General features: G+C 41.1%; 14 protein-coding genes. 3 read left to right on the top strand and 11 right to left on the bottom strand.

Going from position 1 to position 16,620, the window contains the following annotated elements; all coding sequences use genetic code 11:
* Window positions 1–118 precede the first annotated feature (118 nt).
* Window positions 119–2,350 carry a heavy metal translocating P-type ATPase gene (locus FFM57_RS05560; protein ID WP_371851241.1) on the bottom strand — a complete coding sequence of 744 codons (2,232 nt, stop codon included), beginning with the start codon at window positions 2,348–2,350 and terminating at the stop codon, window positions 119–121.
* Between the two features lie 223 nt (window positions 2,351–2,573).
* On the bottom strand, window positions 2,574–2,990 hold the full coding sequence (locus FFM57_RS05555) for a DUF4809 family protein (RefSeq protein ID WP_137599536.1): 417 nt from the start codon (window positions 2,988–2,990) through the stop codon (window positions 2,574–2,576).
* A 230-nt stretch (window positions 2,991–3,220) separates the two neighbouring features.
* Here FFM57_RS05555 and brnQ point away from each other — a divergent pair, with 230 nt between their 5' ends.
* Together brnQ and FFM57_RS05545 are read left to right on the top strand one after the other, a co-directional pair.
* Window positions 3,221–4,579 carry a branched-chain amino acid transport system II carrier protein gene (gene brnQ, locus FFM57_RS05550; protein WP_137599535.1) on the top strand — a complete coding sequence of 453 codons (1,359 nt, stop codon included), beginning with the start codon at window positions 3,221–3,223 and terminating at the stop codon, window positions 4,577–4,579.
* A 53-nt stretch (window positions 4,580–4,632) separates the two neighbouring features.
* Window positions 4,633–6,147, top strand: a complete 1,515-nt coding sequence (locus FFM57_RS05545; RefSeq protein WP_137599534.1) for a helix-turn-helix domain-containing protein — start codon at window positions 4,633–4,635, stop codon at window positions 6,145–6,147.
* A gap of 50 nt (window positions 6,148–6,197) precedes the next feature.
* Here the strand turns inward: FFM57_RS05545 and FFM57_RS05540 are convergent, their stop codons facing one another.
* The 4 genes from FFM57_RS05540 to FFM57_RS05525 all read right to left on the bottom strand — a co-directional run bounded on the left by FFM57_RS05540 (window position 6,198) and on the right by FFM57_RS05525 (window position 9,773).
* A complete protein-coding gene (locus FFM57_RS05540) occupies window positions 6,198–6,749 on the bottom strand; it encodes a flavin reductase family protein (protein ID WP_137599533.1) in 552 nt (183 codons plus the stop codon).
* Window positions 6,750–6,837: 88 nt separating this feature from the next.
* Entirely contained in the window at window positions 6,838–7,488 is a 651-nt protein-coding gene (locus tag FFM57_RS05535) for an adaptor protein MecA (protein WP_246023414.1), read from the bottom strand.
* A gap of 235 nt (window positions 7,489–7,723) precedes the next feature.
* The gene (spxA, locus tag FFM57_RS05530; protein WP_137599531.1) at window positions 7,724–8,122 is read right to left on the bottom strand and encodes a transcriptional regulator SpxA; all 399 of its coding nucleotides are present in this window, start codon (window positions 8,120–8,122) and stop codon (window positions 7,724–7,726) included.
* A gap of 502 nt (window positions 8,123–8,624) precedes the next feature.
* Window positions 8,625–9,773, bottom strand: coding sequence for a 5-methyltetrahydropteroyltriglutamate--homocysteine S-methyltransferase (locus tag FFM57_RS05525; RefSeq protein WP_137599530.1), 1,149 nt, complete (start codon window positions 9,771–9,773; stop codon window positions 8,625–8,627).
* A 203-nt stretch (window positions 9,774–9,976) separates the two neighbouring features.
* Between FFM57_RS05525 and FFM57_RS05520 the strand changes: the two genes are divergently transcribed.
* Complete coding sequence (locus tag FFM57_RS05520) at window positions 9,977–10,573, top strand: ATP-dependent Clp protease proteolytic subunit (RefSeq protein WP_137599529.1); 597 nt, start codon at window positions 9,977–9,979, stop codon at window positions 10,571–10,573.
* Window positions 10,574–10,663: 90 nt separating this feature from the next.
* Here the strand turns inward: FFM57_RS05520 and FFM57_RS10025 are convergent, their stop codons facing one another.
* The 5 genes from FFM57_RS10025 to mreC form a co-directional block, all read right to left on the bottom strand.
* Window positions 10,664–11,929 (bottom strand): C40 family peptidase, encoded by a 1,266-nt coding sequence (locus FFM57_RS10025; RefSeq protein ID WP_137599528.1) that lies wholly within the window; start codon window positions 11,927–11,929, stop codon window positions 10,664–10,666.
* A gap of 189 nt (window positions 11,930–12,118) precedes the next feature.
* A complete protein-coding gene (gene gdhA, locus FFM57_RS05510) occupies window positions 12,119–13,465 on the bottom strand; it encodes an NADP-specific glutamate dehydrogenase (protein ID WP_137599527.1) in 1,347 nt (448 codons plus the stop codon).
* Between the two features lie 189 nt (window positions 13,466–13,654).
* Window positions 13,655–14,974 (bottom strand): C40 family peptidase, encoded by a 1,320-nt coding sequence (locus FFM57_RS05505; protein ID WP_170999904.1) that lies wholly within the window; start codon window positions 14,972–14,974, stop codon window positions 13,655–13,657.
* Between the two features lie 229 nt (window positions 14,975–15,203).
* Window positions 15,204–15,713: a rod shape-determining protein MreD gene (mreD, locus tag FFM57_RS05500; RefSeq protein ID WP_137599525.1), complete on the bottom strand. Its 510-nt coding sequence runs from the start codon at window positions 15,711–15,713 to the stop codon at window positions 15,204–15,206.
* A complete protein-coding gene (gene mreC, locus FFM57_RS05495; protein WP_137599524.1) occupies window positions 15,706–16,569 on the bottom strand; it encodes a rod shape-determining protein MreC in 864 nt (287 codons plus the stop codon). Before mreC ends, mreD begins: the two co-directional genes overlap by 8 nt.
* Window positions 16,570–16,620 lie beyond the last annotated feature (51 nt).

Below are 16,620 nucleotides of genomic sequence, written 5' to 3'. Positions count from 1 at the left end.
TTAGGAGGATTTTTTAATACCTCGCTGAAAGCTTCTCAGAACCACCCGCATAGCAGGTGGTTTTCAAAACATATCAAATTAAAAAGCTAGCCGCCAAAATTGGGCGACTAGCTTTTATTTATTTATTCAAGTGTAACGTTAACGCATTTAAAGCGACAATCACCGTGCTTAAAGACATCAGGACGGCTCCAACAGCGGGACTCAATAAAATCCCAATTGGCGCTAAGACACCGGCCGCTAACGGTAAAGCTAAAATATTATAGCCCGCTCCCCACCATAAGTTTTGAATCATTTTCCGTCGTGTTTTTTGCGCGATTTGTAAGAAGTTCAAAATGTCTTGGGGATTACTGTTGGTGAGGACCACATCGGCGGAATCCACCGCAATGTCGGTTCCGGCCCCAATGGCAATTCCGACAGTCGCCCGAGCCAAACTTGGGGCATCGTTAATCCCGTCCCCCACCATCGCCACGCGTTTTCCGGCAGCAATCGCCGTTGCGATAATTTTCTCTTTATCTTCCGGTAAAAGACTAGCGTGGTATTTTTTCAAGCCTAAATACTCAGCAACGCTGGCCGCCGCTTCTTGATTATCCCCGGTCAACATCACCGGTTCAATCCCCAAGGTTTGTAGTTCAGTGATAAATTGTTTAGCTGTTGGTTTAATTTGATCCCCTAAAGCTACCAAACCCACTAATTGATTGGCGACGACTAAGAAGCTGACGGTATTGCCTTGTTCTGCATAAGGTTGAATTTGAGCTTGTGGAACATTTAAGTTCAACTGAGCTAGTCCACCAGCATTTAAAATTTGGACCACTTGACCGTCCACTTGGCCAGTCAAACCTAGCCCGGCAATATTTTTCACGTCGCTTGCTTTTAAAGGTGTAACTTTTTTGGCAGCTAACTCTTTCATAATCCCCGTAGCAATAGGATGTGTGCTGTTAGCTTCTAGCGCACCTAAAAGCGCTAGGATTCGTTTGTTGTCGTAGTCGCTGACCAAACTTTCTACGCCGGTAACTTTAAAAGTGCCCGCAGTTAAGGTTCCTGTTTTATCCAAATAAATCTCGTCTAAGGCGTGGGCATTTTCTAAAGCCGTCCGATTTTTCAAAAGTAAACCGTTCTTTGCGGCAATGGACGTGGAACGAGCCACTACTAGCGGGACTGCTAATCCTAAAGCGTGAGGACAGGCGATAATAAAGACGGTCACCATTCGCTCTAAAGCAGTCGGCAAGTCAGTGGCGACTAACCACCAAACAAAAGCGACCAACCCTACTCCTAAAGCGACATAAAAGAGCCACTTGGCTACTTTATCGGCTAAACCTTCCAGTTGCGACTTTTCTTGTTGGGCGCGACGGACCATCTCCATAACTTTAGCGAGATAACCGCTCTCGCCAGTCCCGGTGACGCGAATCTCCATTGTGCCGTTACCATTCAGACTACCACCAATGACTTTATCCCCAGCTTTTTTCACTACGCCACGGGACTCCCCTGTTAAAGCCGATTCGTCGACGGTAGACTCCCCTTTTTCAATGATCCCATCTGTGGGCACTTTATCGCCAGCCCGCACTAGCAAGCGTTCATTGACTTGAATGGTGCTTAAAGGAACTTCTTCCGTTTGTCCATTCGCTAAGAGCCGAACCACTGTGGAGGGCAAAAGCTCCGCTAATTTCGCTAAAGCATCCCCCGCACTCATGACGGCGTTCATTTCAATCCAGTGACCTAAAAGCATAATGACAATCAAGGTGGCCAATTCCCAAAAGAAATTCATGACGTGGCCGTGGAAAAATTCATTCATGACAAAAGCGTATAAGCTATAAATATACGCCACCGAAATCCCCATGGCAATCAAGGTCATCATAGCTGGACTTTTCATCTGCAGTTCCATCTTAGCACCCTTTAAAAATGGCGCCCCCCCGTAGAAAAAAAGCACGGTGCCTAATACTAAGACCACCCACTCCGAGCCGGGAAAACTAAATTGAAACGGCAACTCAATCCCCATCATGGGGGACAATAAAATAATCGGAATGGCTAACACAAGGGATAGCCAAAATTTTTGTTTGAAATTCCCCATGTGCATAGAATGATCCATGCCACTCATCTCTTGGTGATCGTGGTTCATCTGACTCATGTCGTGGTGACTGTGATCCATGCCACTCATCTCATGATGGTCGTGCTTCATCCCGCCCATCTCGTGGTGACTGTGATCCACTTCGGTGTGGTCCATCGCCATTGACTCCATCTTCATCTGACCCATGTCATGGTGCCCTTCACGGTGTTGTTGGTGCTTTTCGTGTTCTTCAGATGCTACGTGTTCAGATGCTACGTGTTCAGTAGTATCATTTTTATTTTTATCCATCCTTAACCCCTCCTTCAATAACTTACCGCAAGCCTTCGCCGCCATTTCGTACGTTGATAAGTAGCGGGTATGAAGGCTGACGCTCTTTTACACTGTTAGCTTACCTTTTACCGTCTACATTTGTCAACTATAATGATTAAAAGACTTTCCTCTATACAAAAAAAGACCGCACTCTCAAAGAATGTGGTCTAAAAGCCTCAATAGAGGTATTTGATTTTGCTTTTTAATCTACCATTACAAAGTCATAGGCTGGCAATTGGAACAAGCTAGTTAAGACTTCGTTAGTTTTAGCAAAAATTGCGGGTAAATCTTGACGATCATGAACTTTATATTTAGGACAAGTAATTGTCGTGCTGCCTTTTTTAAAGGTGGTTTTAAAGTTGTCTTCCTCAAAATAAATTTTCTCGCCATCTTTTTGGAAGTAAATGGCATCTTCCCCAATGCCGACTGGTTCTGTACCTTGACGCCAACCGCCTTTTAAGGCAATCGCAGTAACAAGAGCTGCTTCATCCATATTTTCCACTGTTTGGTCTGGGCTATCGGTAAAGTGTAGTGTGTAGGTACAACAATTAATCAGGCCACAAGCGTTACAGCCGCCTTCGACTAAAAATTCCCGCGTAGTGATGGTTGCTTTTTCCATAAGTAAAGACTCCCTTCAGTATTAAGGTCAGTGTAGCACAAAAGATTCCTGCTGTAAAAATGCTTTCCCCCTTTACGCTAACAAATTCCCTAGTAGCTGTGCCGGTTTACTCTTGATGTTCGTCCTTTAGCTTAATTTACATGGCGATGGCAATTATTTTTGTCAGAACCCTTGTACTAGGGAGAAAAATTTGATACTTTAATTGTTATAAAATTAAAGGAGCACAAGGTATGACAGAAAAAAAACTACAATTCAGAGACTATCTCTACGTCGGTTCGCTACTATTTGGCTTATTTTTTGGAGCCGGTAATTTAATCTTTCCCGTTCATTTAGGACAATTAGCCGGGAGTAACGTTTGGTGGGCCAACTTAGGCTTTTTAATTACCGGTATTGGCTTGCCCTTTTTAGGCGTTATTGCCATCGGGATTTCCCGCCAAAAAGGAATTTTGGAAGTTGCCAAACGGATTCATCCTTTATACGGCACTATTTTTACCGCCCTATTGTACCTGGTTATTGGTCCTTTCTTTGCGCTGCCCCGCTTAGCTTCCACGTCATTTGCCATCGCCTTACAGCCTTTTGTACCTAGCTCCACGCAAAAATTAATTCTCTTACTTTTTTCTGTCGCCTTCTTTTTCGGTGCTTACCTTTTTGCTAAGCGTCCAAATAAATTATTGGATTATGTTGGGAAATTTTTAAATCCTTTGTTCCTGCTCTTATTATTCGTTTTAATCTTATTCGCCTTTCTCAAACCTTTAGGGAGTTTTAACGTCACCCCAACGGATGCCGCCTATCTCACGAGTCCTTTAAATGCTGGACTAAAAGAAGGCTACAACACCTTGGATGCTTTGGCTTCCTTAGCTTTTGGCATTATTATTGTCACAACTTTACAACAGATGGGGGTTAAACAGCCCAAAACCATCGCTAAAGATACAATTAAAAGTGGTTTTATTAGTATCGTCATTATGGGAATCATTTATACTTGTCTCGCTTTAATGGGGACCATGAGTTTAGGGCAGTTTGCCTTATCAGAAAATGGTGGCATCGCTTTAGCTCAACTGGCCGACCATTACTTAGGCACTTTAGGCAGCATCTTGTTAGCGCTCATTGTGATTATCGCCTGTTTTAAAACGGCAATTGGTCTAATCACCGCCTTTTCCGAGACCTTTCACGAAATCTTTCCCCAAATTTCTTATGGCAAGTGGTTGATCATCACTAGCGTGTTACCGGCTATCTTTGCCAACGTCGGCTTAACGAATATTATCGCTGGCGCACTGCCGGTCTTAATGTTTATCTATCCTTTAGCAATTACCTTAATCTTTTTAGTCTTGACGGGTCCTTTGTTTAAAGAACGGCAATGCGTTTATGTCAGCGTGACCGTCTTCACGTTAATTGCTGCTTTATGCGATGGTCTGAACGCTTTACCGCTTAAGTTGCAAAGCTTGCCAGTGATTCAAGATATCTTGGCCTTAGCACAGCATATCCCCTTATTTTCCATTGGTATGAGTTGGGTCGTCTTTATGCCAATTGGTCTAGTTGTTGGGCTGATACTGGCGCCTTTTTTCCCGAAAAAAATTACCAAAGAAGCATGACAACTCACTTAAACTAGGCTAATATATAGTAAATATCATAAGGAGGGATACCGATGCTTTATGAAGATTTAATGTTAGATGCTTCCATGAAGAATCGTTATGGCATTTTGCGCCTACTGACGACACTCAATAAAGGTCATTATTCGATCTTCTTCATCGCCCAGAAGCTTAATCTCACTTATCAACAAGCTTATCATCACTTAAATGAGCTAAACCACGAGATTCAACAAGCCAGTCCGCAGCAAGGAAGTATTCTCATTAAAAATAGCGGCATCAGTACCACTAAGCTTGTGTTGTCTTTAGATGAGTACCGCTACTTCTTATTGCAAGAATCGGTACCTTTCCGTTTTGTCCAATATATTATGAACGAGCCAGAGCCATCTTTACAATATTTTTGCGAAGAAATGTTTATCAGCCGTTCTACTTTAAGTCGGAAGATTAAACCTTTAACGGAATTTTTGAAAAAGTATGGGATGCGCATCAGCTACACGAGTATGTCCATTGTAGGGGACGAAACGACGATTCGCTTAACTCTCTTTTACTTAATGTGGTTAGGAACGCGGGGGCTAGTTTGGCCCTTTGCCTTTGATCAAAAAGAATTAAGCTACTTCCAAGAGCGCTTTACTAAATTTTTCTCTATGAACTCTTCTTATGTGGGTCGCCAGGAGCTCTTATACTTTTTCGCCGTTGCCTATGCGCGGATTCGGCGCCACTTTTACGCCCCTTACAATCATAAGTATGATTTTCTCTTCCATCAGAGTCGCTACTTTGACTTGAATTTATTGACGGATTATCCTGAGTTGCCTTTAGGGACGGCCAAAGGGGAAAGTGCGTTTCTCTTCTTTATCTCCCTGTTTGCGCCGTATTTTACAAACAACCAAGATTTAGTATTAGAGACCACCTTAAATGAATTTGCCAAAAACGAAAATATTATTTGGGATTTCGCCACGCAGTTTATTACGTACATCGATCAAGAAATTTTTGAGGGGACTTTGCGGCAAGGAGAGCAAGAAGTAATGCTAGGGAATTATCTCAACATCACCTTTGGCTATTATATTTTCCAACGACCATTTCCCACCTTGCCATCTTTTGCGGAGTCGAAAAGTAATCAAGGTCTCATCGCTTTAATCACGGAAAAAATTGCGCCCTTTTTTGATGATATTTTGGCACAACCGGAGTACCAGCCTTTATTGAAACAAAAAGAATATTTACAAACGACTTTTGCCCACATCTTGAATCCTTACTTCAATGAGCGACAAAAAGGTGCCAACTTGCGGGTGGCTCTAGCCATTGAGCAAAATCATATGTTTATGCAACAACTCCACACTTTCTTAGCTAGTCTGACATTTGTGGATTTTGAAACCTATGAAGATAGCAACGACGATTTTGATTTAATCATTGGCTCTTCTTTCTTGCTCCATAAAAAATATCCTGAAATTCCTTTTTACTATTGGGATTTAGATTTCCATTATGAAGAACTGATTTACTTGTACCAAACTTTGCGGCGCCTCTATATGAAAAAAATGCGCCCCACGGTGTTTCTTTTAGCGATTAGCAAAAAAACATAAGAGGTTCGGCAAGATTTCGCCGAACCTCTTATGTTTTATTTGTTTCTGACTTACAACCAATAACCACCCGTGGGCCGAACTTGCGAGGACCAGGTGCGATAAACGCGTTTAGCGCCATCCCCTACATAAAAGACGGGAGCTAAAGCAGCTGCCTCCAGTGTTCCTTCCGAGGTAATTGCTTGCTCTTGGACTTTGCGTTCCGTAATTTTAGCAATAAAATGGTAGGCACCCGCGTGTTCTTCCACTTTTTCAATCGTCAAAAACAAGACGATTTGCGCTTGCGGTAAATAAGGCACTTGTAAAGAGTCGCTTACTTCATAGGCAATGTTGCCTGCAGCTAATTTTCCCACCCCATGCTGGTAACCTGCTGCTTCCATGATATCTAAGTACTCTACCCCACAAATATTTAAGGAACATTTGCCGTGGACGATAATTTCTTTGGCTCCATGGGAATAGGTGGATAAACCAAAAACGACTTGATCCCCTAAAGAATACGAGGAAGAGCAAGTGGTGACATTATAACCAAACTGGGCATCTTGATACCCTAAGACAAAAATGGGAAACCCATAATATAATTTTTCTGACTGAAAATCTTTTAACATGGACAACACTCCTTCTGCAATGTGAAAGAAAAAGCCTGTGACGTGAGTCGCCACAGACTTTTAGGTAAACTTGGGCAATTTGGCCCCTTTACTTTTTAAAATAATGATGGACTAACGCTAGGGCTGATGACTGCATCAAAAGCTCACCGTGTTCTGCTAAATATTCTTGCGCATAATGACTCTCTACCGCATATTCTAAAACTAACGCACGATCAATCCGCTTTTCAAAGTCTTCCAACGTTTCTAAATAGGTGACACCTAAATAATATTTACCGCCAAACAAGTAGAGATTCGTCAAAGCATTTTCAAAAACAGGTTGTTGTGCTAAGGCGATCACCGCTTCAAAGTCCGCTAACTGATAGACAAATTCATCTTGTTCCAACCAGCGATCTGCGATTTCCGGCAGCTCTGGTAAATCTTTATTTTCAAGTCGTTCCTTTAAAAGATCCGCCATACCTTCTGCAGGCAAATTATCTGGTAGTTCTTCTAGAGAAAAATCTTCGAGATTTAAATTTTTACTAATGAAGAGTTCTAAACCATTGCGGTTAGGTAAAACTTGAAAAGTCACCGCATCAGAGTCACGAAATTGGGCTTCTTCGTCGACTTCTTCCAAAATACTGTAAAAGAACTTTTCGATTTCTTTTTGATTGCCCATTAAGTCGAGAAACGTAATGCCACGATCTTCTAAATCTTGATTTTCAATGACGACGCGAATCGTATTTTCGTTGATGTGTTCCATCTCCACAGGGCAACACCTCCTCGTTCCTTTGCGAATGCACCTACTATAGTTTATTTTCTCTTTAAATGCAAGTATTGTAAAGGATAAATCGTTAAACTTAGTTTTTTTTAATACGCTGAAAATTAGGCTTTCAGGGCGCAAAAAAAGAACTTGTGACAAAAGTCTTGTCATAAGTTCTTTTTTTGAATAAACGGTGTGTCCGCAGTAACTTCTTCGGGCACAACCTTCGTGTACTTTATAGACCAGCCATCATTTGCGCATGACGTAATTCTAATTGGCGAACTTCACGTGGTAAGAAACGACGAATTTCATCTTCATTGAAACCAACTTGGAGACGTTTTTCATCAATCATAATGGGACGCCGTAACAAACCAGGATTTTTTTGGACGAGCACTAATAAATCTTTCAAAGGTAGATCATCGAGATCCATATTTAACTTTTGGAAGACTTTAGAGCGGGTGGAAATAATCTCTTCCGTTCCGTCTTCGGTCATTTTCAAAATAGACTTTAATTCGTTCAAGGTTAAAGGTTCTGAAAAAATATTTCTTTCTGTAAAGGCAATTTCATGTTCTTGTAGCCATGCGCGCGCTTTCCGGCAAGATGTACAACTTGGGGAAGTATATAAAGTTAACACAAGCATCACTCCTCTTCTGGCGATTAATCGCAATTGAAACAGATGGTTTTTATTTCCTCTGCCTGTTTATAGTATACCTAATTATGAAAGAAAAGGAAATACCTTTTTAATAATTTTATTTAAAGATTTTTCGTTATTTTTTTGAAGAACGTTATAAAACGGCTAATCTTCAAAAAAACTTCACAATTAATTAAAATACTCTCATTCTTTTTTCAGTTTCCAACCTCTTTCATTCTGTTTTCTAAACTGTTATATTTTCGTCATTTATAAAAAGATTTTTTTGTATATTCTTCAAAAAAATTCAAAAGAAAGTCCTTCATCCTTAGCCCAACAAGCCTTTTTCTATACATTTTTTATAAAAAATACAGCTTTTAAAATTGTGCTATGGAAAGTAATTTTAACGGCTGAAAGGTTCATCACTAGTTTCTTCTCTCCTGTTCTTAAAAAAAGAGCTTAGGGCTCTCTTTCCAATGAGAGCTCTAAGCAATAATTTTATCAAGGACTAATCCTGGCCCCAAACTTCTTCAGCGATACTTTTGACTAAGGCGATTTTGGCCCATTGTTCTTCTTCCGTCAAGGTATTGCCTTCTTCTGTCGAAGCAAACCCACATTGGGGTGAAAGGTATAAACGGTCTAAAGGCACATACTGACTCGCTTCTTTAATTCTAGCAATAATTTGTTGACGATCTTCTAATGCTCCAGATTTAGAAGTAATCAAACCTAAAACAACGCCTTTATTCCCGCTAACTTTAGCTAAAGGAACGAAGCTGCCCGCCCGATCACTGTCGTATTCTAAATAATAGGCGTTCACTAATTCTTCGGTAAACAAAGGCTCGGCCACCAAGTCATAGCCCCCTGCTGCCGACCAATGGGAATTATAATTGCCCCGACAAACGTGGGTATTAATAATTAAATCCGCTGGTTGATTGACAAGAATGCCATTATTAATCGCTAGCAATTCTTTTTTCAATGCCGTGCGTACTTCTTCTTCCGATTTCCCCTCCGTGACGAGACCTTCTGGTAATTTTTGCACTAACATGCCCCAAGTACAATCATCGATTTGTAAAACTCGTAAACCCGCGGCATAAAAATCGGCGATCACTTGGCGATAGGCTTTAATGATATCGGCAATTAAATCTGCTTGTTGCGGATAAAAAGCCGCCGCTTCAGCTTGATTTTCCGGCCGAATTAACTCTTTGAAAAATTGAGCAGGAGCGGGAATGGTTTGTTTTACTTCGCTCTGGGCTGATTTATGGGCCTGAACAAATTTAAAATGCTCCACAAAAGGATGATGCTCCCCGGAGATTTTTCCAGTGACAGTGGCGGTTTCTGCTCGGGTTTCCTTGCCGGCAAAATAATAACCGTGACTGGCATCTTTATAAGCAATTCCTTGTAAGCCCCAGAAGAAATCTAAATGCCACCAACTTCTTCTAAATTCACCATCACTCACCGCCCGCAAACCAGCTGCTTCCTGCTTTTGAATGAGGGCGATAATTTCTTGATCTTCTACCTTGGTTAATTCTTCTTTGGAAATTTTGCCGGCTTCATAGGCCGCACGGGCAACTTTTAAACTTGCTGGACGCAAGAAACTACCAACTGTATCAAAACGAAAAGGAGCATGGGTTGTTTTTGTATATTCTACTGTAGTCATCGATCTTCCTCCAATAATTTACTACCCTCACTCTAGCACAAAGCGGCCTTGGGGGATAACTCAAATAAGTTTTAAGTATTGATAGTTTTAAACTATACCTAACTTTGACAACCCTATTTTAAAAAATTAGTAGCAGTCGGACTGGCAAGCTTCCAAATTCTTTGACGTTTATTGACCAAAAGGATAAAATAAGGACAGCAACCATGAAAGGACTGATTTTTGTGACGGACAAGAAAGAAACAAATCCGAAAGATACGCAAGCACTCCTCACGCAAAAAATGATTGAAAACCGGACAATTTTACTTTATGGCGAAATTAATCAAGATGTCGCTAAAGAAGTTTCTAGCCAATTATTGCTTTTAGCTTCCCTCAGTGACGAACCGATTAAAATCTTCATTAACTCCCAAGGGGGCCATGTGGAATCTGGCGATACCATTCATGACATGATTCAATTCGTCAAACCTGACGTTTACGTGATTGGCACCGGTTGGGTAGCTAGTGCGGGGATTACCATCTACCTGGGCGCTAAAAAAGAGCACCGTTTTAGTTTACCAAATACTCGCTATATGATTCACCAACCTTCTGGCGGCGTTCAAGGGCAAAGTACCGAAATCCAAATCGAAGCCAAAGAAATCATTAAAATGCGGGAACGGGTCAATAAATTAATCGCTGAAGCTACGGGTCAAAGCTATGATAAAGTTGCTCATGATACGGACCGCAACTTCTGGTTATCCGCTGAAGAAGCCCAAGACTACGGCATTGTAGAACACATCATTAAAACGGCTGATGAAGTAAAATAATTTTCTGAGGAAAGGCGTCACGCAAGCGTGGCGGCTTTTTTCTTTTCTACAAAAAAAGACTCGACCGACGTCGAGTCTTTTATCTTGCTTTTAGTTGATGCGGACTGCAAAAATTGGCCCCCATGAAGAACTAATTTGGCTGTATTTTACTACATCACCAGTGTGGGGAGCGTGAATATAACCGCCACCGCCTGTGGCAATGGCCACGTGACCTAAACCAGGGAAAATGTAAAGATCACCCGGTTGAGCTTGGCTGACTGGAATTTGCGTGCCAGCATATGCTTGTTCAGCTGCGGTCCGTGGTAAGCTAATCCCATTTAATTTAAATACGTATTGAACAAAACCAGAACAGTCGAAACCTGCTGGTGTAGTTCCCCCGTATAAATAAGGTACGCCTAAGTAGTTAGCGGCTGTGCCTAAGATGCCACTTCCACTAACACTCGGTGCGGGAATCGTAATTTCTTTTTCTACAGAATTGTTTTTGGTAGGCTCTTGCTGTGAGGTTTCAGTTTTCGTCCCACTTGGCTGATTATTTTGAACTGCTGTTTGTGTTTGGGTCACAGTTGTTGGTTGCGCTGCGGCCTCTTGAGCCTTAGCCTCAGCAGCTGCTTTGGCTTCCGCTGCTTTTTTAGCTGCTTCAGCTTGTGCTGCCTGTTGGGCTTTAGCATCAGCTAGTTTGCTTTCAGCCGCTTGTTTTTTACTTTCTTCAGTCGTTGCTTTCGCTTCTAAATCAGCCTTTAAGACGTTTAATTCTAATTGGCTGTCACTTAAGGTGCCGGCTTTTTGATCTAAGACTGCTTCAGCTTGATGTAGTTGTTCCATTTTCTTTTCAGCTTCAGCTTCTTTATCTTCCACCGCTTGTTTATCCGTCTTTTGTTGTTCCATCATGTCATGATTCGCTTTAATCATGGTGTTGACGCTTTGAACCCGCGTGATAGCTTCAGAAATCGAATGGGCGTTCAATACAGCAGAAACCACCGAGGTATCATTTCCATTTAATTGCACTTCCCGTGCTTGTTCTTCTAAAGCTGCGTTACGTTTTTCAATCCGTGTTTGTAAAGTGGCCACTTCGGCATTCAAATCATCAATATTCCCTTGCAAATCAGCTTGTTGATCCATTAAATCTGCTGCTTGTTCTTGAATATCGGCAATTTGACTTTCTAAAGCGCTAATTTGCGCTTCAGTACTAGTCTTTTGCGCTTGCAAATCGGCTAGTTTATCTTGTTGAGTTTTAATTACTTCTTGCTGTTGACTAATCATGTCATCAAATTCATCAGCTGAAGCGATGGTGGGTAAAGCGATACTGCTTAAGACCATGGTGCTAACTAATAAGGCTGTCCATAACTTGCTCTTCACAATTATTCCTCCGACTTGGCAAATATACTGAATCTCTTTACCCTAGAGTTTAGCACTCCAAGATTTCAAAATGATATTTTAATTATTACAAGTATATTTCAATTGTTGCAAACAGTATGAAAACTTTTCAGAATCTTGTTAAAAAGATAAAAAAGAAGGGTGACAAAAATTTTGTCACCCTCCTTTTCATTAAACAAGACCTTGTAACAGCATAGCATGGGCTACTTTTTCAAAACTAGCAATATTAGCCCCTGCTACATAATTGTTTTTCAAACCGTAACGTTCAGCAGTATTGCGACAAGTTAAGAAAATATTTTCCATAATATCATCTAAGCGGTGGTCAACTTCTTCGCGACTCCAACTTAAACGTTGCGCATTTTGACTCATTTCTAAGGCGGAAACTGCTACACCACCCGCATTAGCTGCTTTGGCGGGACCATAATAAACGTCGTTAGCCAAATACAAAGCAATCGCTTCATTAGAACTTGGCATATTAGCCCCTTCCGCTACTAATTTCACACCATGGTTAATAAAGTTTTGTGCTTGGGTGCCGTTAATTTCATTTTGCGTAGCACAAGGCAAGGCGATATCTGCTGCAATATCTTGATCCCAAACAGAGCCTTCCATATATTGCGCTTCAGGACGCGCAGCTTGATAGCTAGTTAAACGTTCCCGTTTTACTTCTTTGATTTCTTTTAATAAAGCTAAATCAATTCCGGCTGGATCATAGATGCAACCATTAGAATCGGAACAGGTTAAGGGAATCGCACCTAACTCGATTAATTTTTCAATGGCATAAATGGAAACATTGCCACTGCCAGAAAGAATTACTTTTTTACCTTTTAAAGTAGTCCCTTGATCCGCCAGTAAATGTTTCACAAAATAAACTAGGCCGTAACCCGTGGCTTCGGTCCGAATTAAGCTACCACCAAAGTTTAAGGGTTTCCCCGTTAAAACACCCGCATCATATTGTTGCAGCCGTTTGTACATTCCAAATAAGAAACCAATTTCTCGACCGCCAACACCGATATCACCGGCAGGGACATCAAGACTTGGGCCAATGTGGCGGGCAAGCTCTGTCATAAAACTTTGACAAAAGCGCATAATTTCATCGTCGGATTTACCTTTAGGATCGAAGTCACTGCCACCTTTACCACCACCGATACCTAAATCCGTCAAACTATTTTTAAAAACTTGTTCAAAGCCTAAAAATTTCAAAATACTTAGGTTAACGCTAGGGTGCAGGCGTAAACCACCTTTATAAGGCCCTAAAGCAGAATTAAATTGCACACGATAGCCACGGTTTACTTGGCGTTTACCTTCATCGTCTTGCCAAGGCACCCGAAATTGAATAATTCGTTCTGGCTCTACTAATAAACTAACAATATCTTTTTCAATATACTCAGGATGTTCTTCTAAGAAAGGAACAATGGTGGGTAAAAATTCCTGCACTGCTTGCAAGAACTCTTGCTCCCAAGCACCTTTTTGTGCTAATTTCTCTTGCACGGCCGTGATATACTTTTGCGCATCTGTCATTTGTTTTCCTCCTTAAGCTTAATACTCCCCTATTGTACCCGATTCTGATCAAAAGTAGTAAAAAAATTGCGAAAATAATCGTTAAATTTGCCATAATGTTTGTTTTTCGCGGCTTTTCTGTTGCTTTTTTTCTTTATCTTACGTAAAAACGCCCATCTTCTGAGGAAGATGGGCGCGATTATCATCAAATTAATTTAAACGAACAGCGAAGCTTGGTGTGTACCAAGAAACTGTGCTGTATTTTACAACGTCACCAGTTTGTGGTGCGTGGATATAATTTCCACCGCCAGTAGCGATAGCTACGTGATGGGTACTTCCCCGAGAACCGAAGAAGTATAAGTCACCAGCTTTAGCTTGGCTTACTGGAATAACAGTCCCAGCATATTCTTGACTAGTAGTTACCCGTGGTAAAGAGATACCGTTTTGGGCATAAACGTATTGCACTAAACCAGAACAGTCAAAACCGCTTGGTGTTGTCCCACCCCAAAGGTAAGGAACACCTAAGTAACGTTCTGCAGTAGCGATAATTGCGGATGCATTGACAGAACCACTTGGAATGGAAGGCGTTGGGTCAACAGTAGTACCACCGCCGTTGTTATTGCCAGTGTTGTTGTTGCTGTTACCATTGTTACTGCTATTATTGTTGCTTCCGCCATTGTTGGAAGAACCAGTGCTAGCAGAGCTATTATTTGCTTCTTCTTGCGCTTGAGCGGCAGCCTCAGCAGCAGCTTGAGCAGCGGCAGCTTCTTCAGCTTGCCGACGTTCTTCAGCTAAACGAGCTGCTTCTTCTTGGGCAGCTTTTTCAGCTTCAGCATCAGCTTTCTTTTGTTCAGCTTCTTGTTTTTTACCTTCTTCAGTAGCTTGTTGGCTTTCAAGATCAGCTTTTAAGATATTTAAATCTAATTGCTTATCGTTTAAGTCGCCAGCTTTAACTTCTAAGGCGCTTTGAGCTTCAGTGATTTCATCTAATTTAGCTTGGGTTTCAACTTGTTTGTCTTCCACCGCTTGCTTGTCTTCTTCTTGTTGTTGCATCATTTCGCTATTTGCTTTCACCATGGTATTAACGCTTTGCACCCGGCTAATGGCATCAGAGAAAGATTTAGCATTTAAAATTGCACTGACAATAGAAGTGTCTTTGCTGTTTAATTGAACGTTACGAGCTTGTTCTTTCAAAGCTTCGTTCCGTTTTTCAATCCGAGCCGTTAAATCGGCGATTTGTTGATTTAAGTCATCCACTTCACTTTGAAGTTCTGCTTGTTTTTTCATCAATTCGTCAGCTTGTGCTTGGACTTCAGCAATTTGGGCTTCTAAGGCTGAAATTTGTGTTTCAGTACTTGCTTTTTGATCCTTTAAAGCATCGATTTTATCTTGTTGGTCCTTAATAACTTGTTCTTGTTGATTAATGACATCCTCTAGTTCGTCAGCGGCTACCCCTGTTGGTAAGGCAACGGAACTTAAGGTTATGGCACTCACTAATAATGCTGTCAACAACTTCTTCTTCACGTTCATTCCTCCGACTTTTCCTTAAAAAGTTTTTTCATATCTAAAGCTTAAACATCTTTAGACTTTCTTAAGCGACAAAATCATTCTAGCACAGAGTTATGTCAGAGATTTGAAGCTAATGTTACATTCTTGTATCAAATTCATCGGTGAAGATTAAATATAAACAGTTCTTAAAAAACACGTAAACAGCACAATAAATAACCGAGCTATCTAAAAGGAATAATAAAAAAAGAAACTATTTAAAAATAAATAGTTTCTTGAAAGGAATAATTAAAATTAAGAACAAGGCGATATTTAATAACAATGTCGGCCCTAAAGTTTGCGTAATGAAATTAACAAAGTTCACGTCCGCCAAGGAAAAGACACCTTGGACAAGGAGCAAGGAGGTTTCTAAAACCGTCACGAAAATAATGACCGCCAACAACAAGGTAAAGGCATTAGGATGCACGTATTGGAAAATTTGGTAGCACAACAGCACAATCAAAGGTAAACACAATGCGTAAATACCAATGATGCCAATGTAATAACTATCCATTAAAACGCCAATAATAGTAGCTGTAATCAGCATATAGCGACGCGACAGCTGGAAAGTTGCCAGCACTAACGCCAACATTAAAGTATGGGGATGAATAAAAAAGTTCTGGTGAAAGATACTATCCAAGGCGCGGGTCATTTGTCCATCTAAAAGCATTAGCAAAAAGAAAGTAAACGGCGCGTAATACTTAATAGTAGAAGCTCTACTCATCCGCTTCACCTGCCAAGCGTTTCACTACAGTCACAATATTAATGTCATACATTTGCGCATAAGGAGTTACGTATACTTGCCGCTCTAGGCCAAAGCTATCGGCTTTAATTTTAGACACTGTCCCAATCACGAGATTGGCTGGTGAGTTGCCACCAAGACCGGATGTTTGGACGAGGTCGCCGACTTTAATCGTGGCACTACCCGTTAATTGCGTCACCACCAAGGCTCCTTCTTTGGTATCGAAACTAGAAAGTAAGCCAAAGGAATCGCCATCACCAGAAGTGACTTTCACAGGAAAATGGTCGGAGTTTTGATTTTCAGAAGTTAAAAGTTCTACTTTACTAGACGCCGTATTAACTTCAACGATGCGTCCTACTAGTCCTTTTTGCGACATTACCGGCATATTGTTCTCTAAGCCATCTTTACTACCTTTGTCGATAATTAAAATATCCTGCCAATTATTAGGCGAACGACTAATAACGTTTCCCGTCACCGTATCGTAACTAGTTAAAGTGGCGTTTAAAGCCAATTCTGCTTTTAACTCTTCAATTTCTTTTGCTTGATTTTTATTTTCCACAGCCACTGTGTCGTAGCTATCTAGTTTCGCTTTTAATTTAGCATTTTCATCATACGTATTAAAAAGATCGTCCACCGCGGTGATGCCTCGATTAAGCCAATTAACTGGCGCCGTTAGGGCACGATCCACAAAACTAACAGTGTCGTTAATAACAGATTGCACAAGATTATTTTTATTGCCACGGTTACGCTGTAAGGCCGTTACGGAGACGGTTACCACAACGAGGATGGCGATGATTAGGGTAATAATAATTTTTTTACTGGGATTGAATTTTTTCACTGCGAGCTGCCCCTTATTCTTTTTTCCTGAGACGTAACAGTTAGCCATTTT

This window comes from Enterococcus nangangensis (genome assembly GCF_005405245.1).
In the GTDB taxonomy this organism is placed as follows: domain Bacteria; phylum Bacillota; class Bacilli; order Lactobacillales; family Enterococcaceae; genus Enterococcus_J; species Enterococcus_J nangangensis.
This window is presented reverse-complemented; position numbering and strand designations above follow the sequence as displayed.

Bases quoted from the DNA above. Each gene is read 5' to 3' on its own strand.
- FFM57_RS05560 (WP_371851241.1), bottom strand. From the start codon at position 2,350: ATGGATAAAAATAAAAATGATACTACTGAACACGTAGCATCTGAACAC.
- FFM57_RS05555 (WP_137599536.1), bottom strand. From the start codon at position 2,990: ATGGAAAAAGCAACCATCACTACGCGGGAATTTTTAGTCGAAGGCGGC.
- brnQ (WP_137599535.1), top strand. From the start codon at position 3,221: ATGACAGAAAAAAAACTACAATTCAGAGACTATCTCTACGTCGGTTCG.
- FFM57_RS05545 (WP_137599534.1), top strand. From the start codon at position 4,633: ATGCTTTATGAAGATTTAATGTTAGATGCTTCCATGAAGAATCGTTAT.
- FFM57_RS05540 (WP_137599533.1), bottom strand. From the start codon at position 6,749: ATGTTAAAAGATTTTCAGTCAGAAAAATTATATTATGGGTTTCCCATT.
- FFM57_RS05535 (WP_246023414.1), bottom strand. From the start codon at position 7,488: ATGGAACACATCAACGAAAATACGATTCGCGTCGTCATTGAAAATCAA.
- FFM57_RS05525 (WP_137599530.1), bottom strand. From the start codon at position 9,773: ATGACTACAGTAGAATATACAAAAACAACCCATGCTCCTTTTCGTTTT.
- FFM57_RS05520 (WP_137599529.1), top strand. From the start codon at position 9,977: ATGAAAGGACTGATTTTTGTGACGGACAAGAAAGAAACAAATCCGAAA.
- gdhA (WP_137599527.1), bottom strand. From the start codon at position 13,465: ATGACAGATGCGCAAAAGTATATCACGGCCGTGCAAGAGAAATTAGCA.
- FFM57_RS05505 (WP_170999904.1), bottom strand. From the start codon at position 14,974: ATGAACGTGAAGAAGAAGTTGTTGACAGCATTATTAGTGAGTGCCATA.
- mreD (WP_137599525.1), bottom strand. From the start codon at position 15,713: ATGAGTAGAGCTTCTACTATTAAGTATTACGCGCCGTTTACTTTCTTT.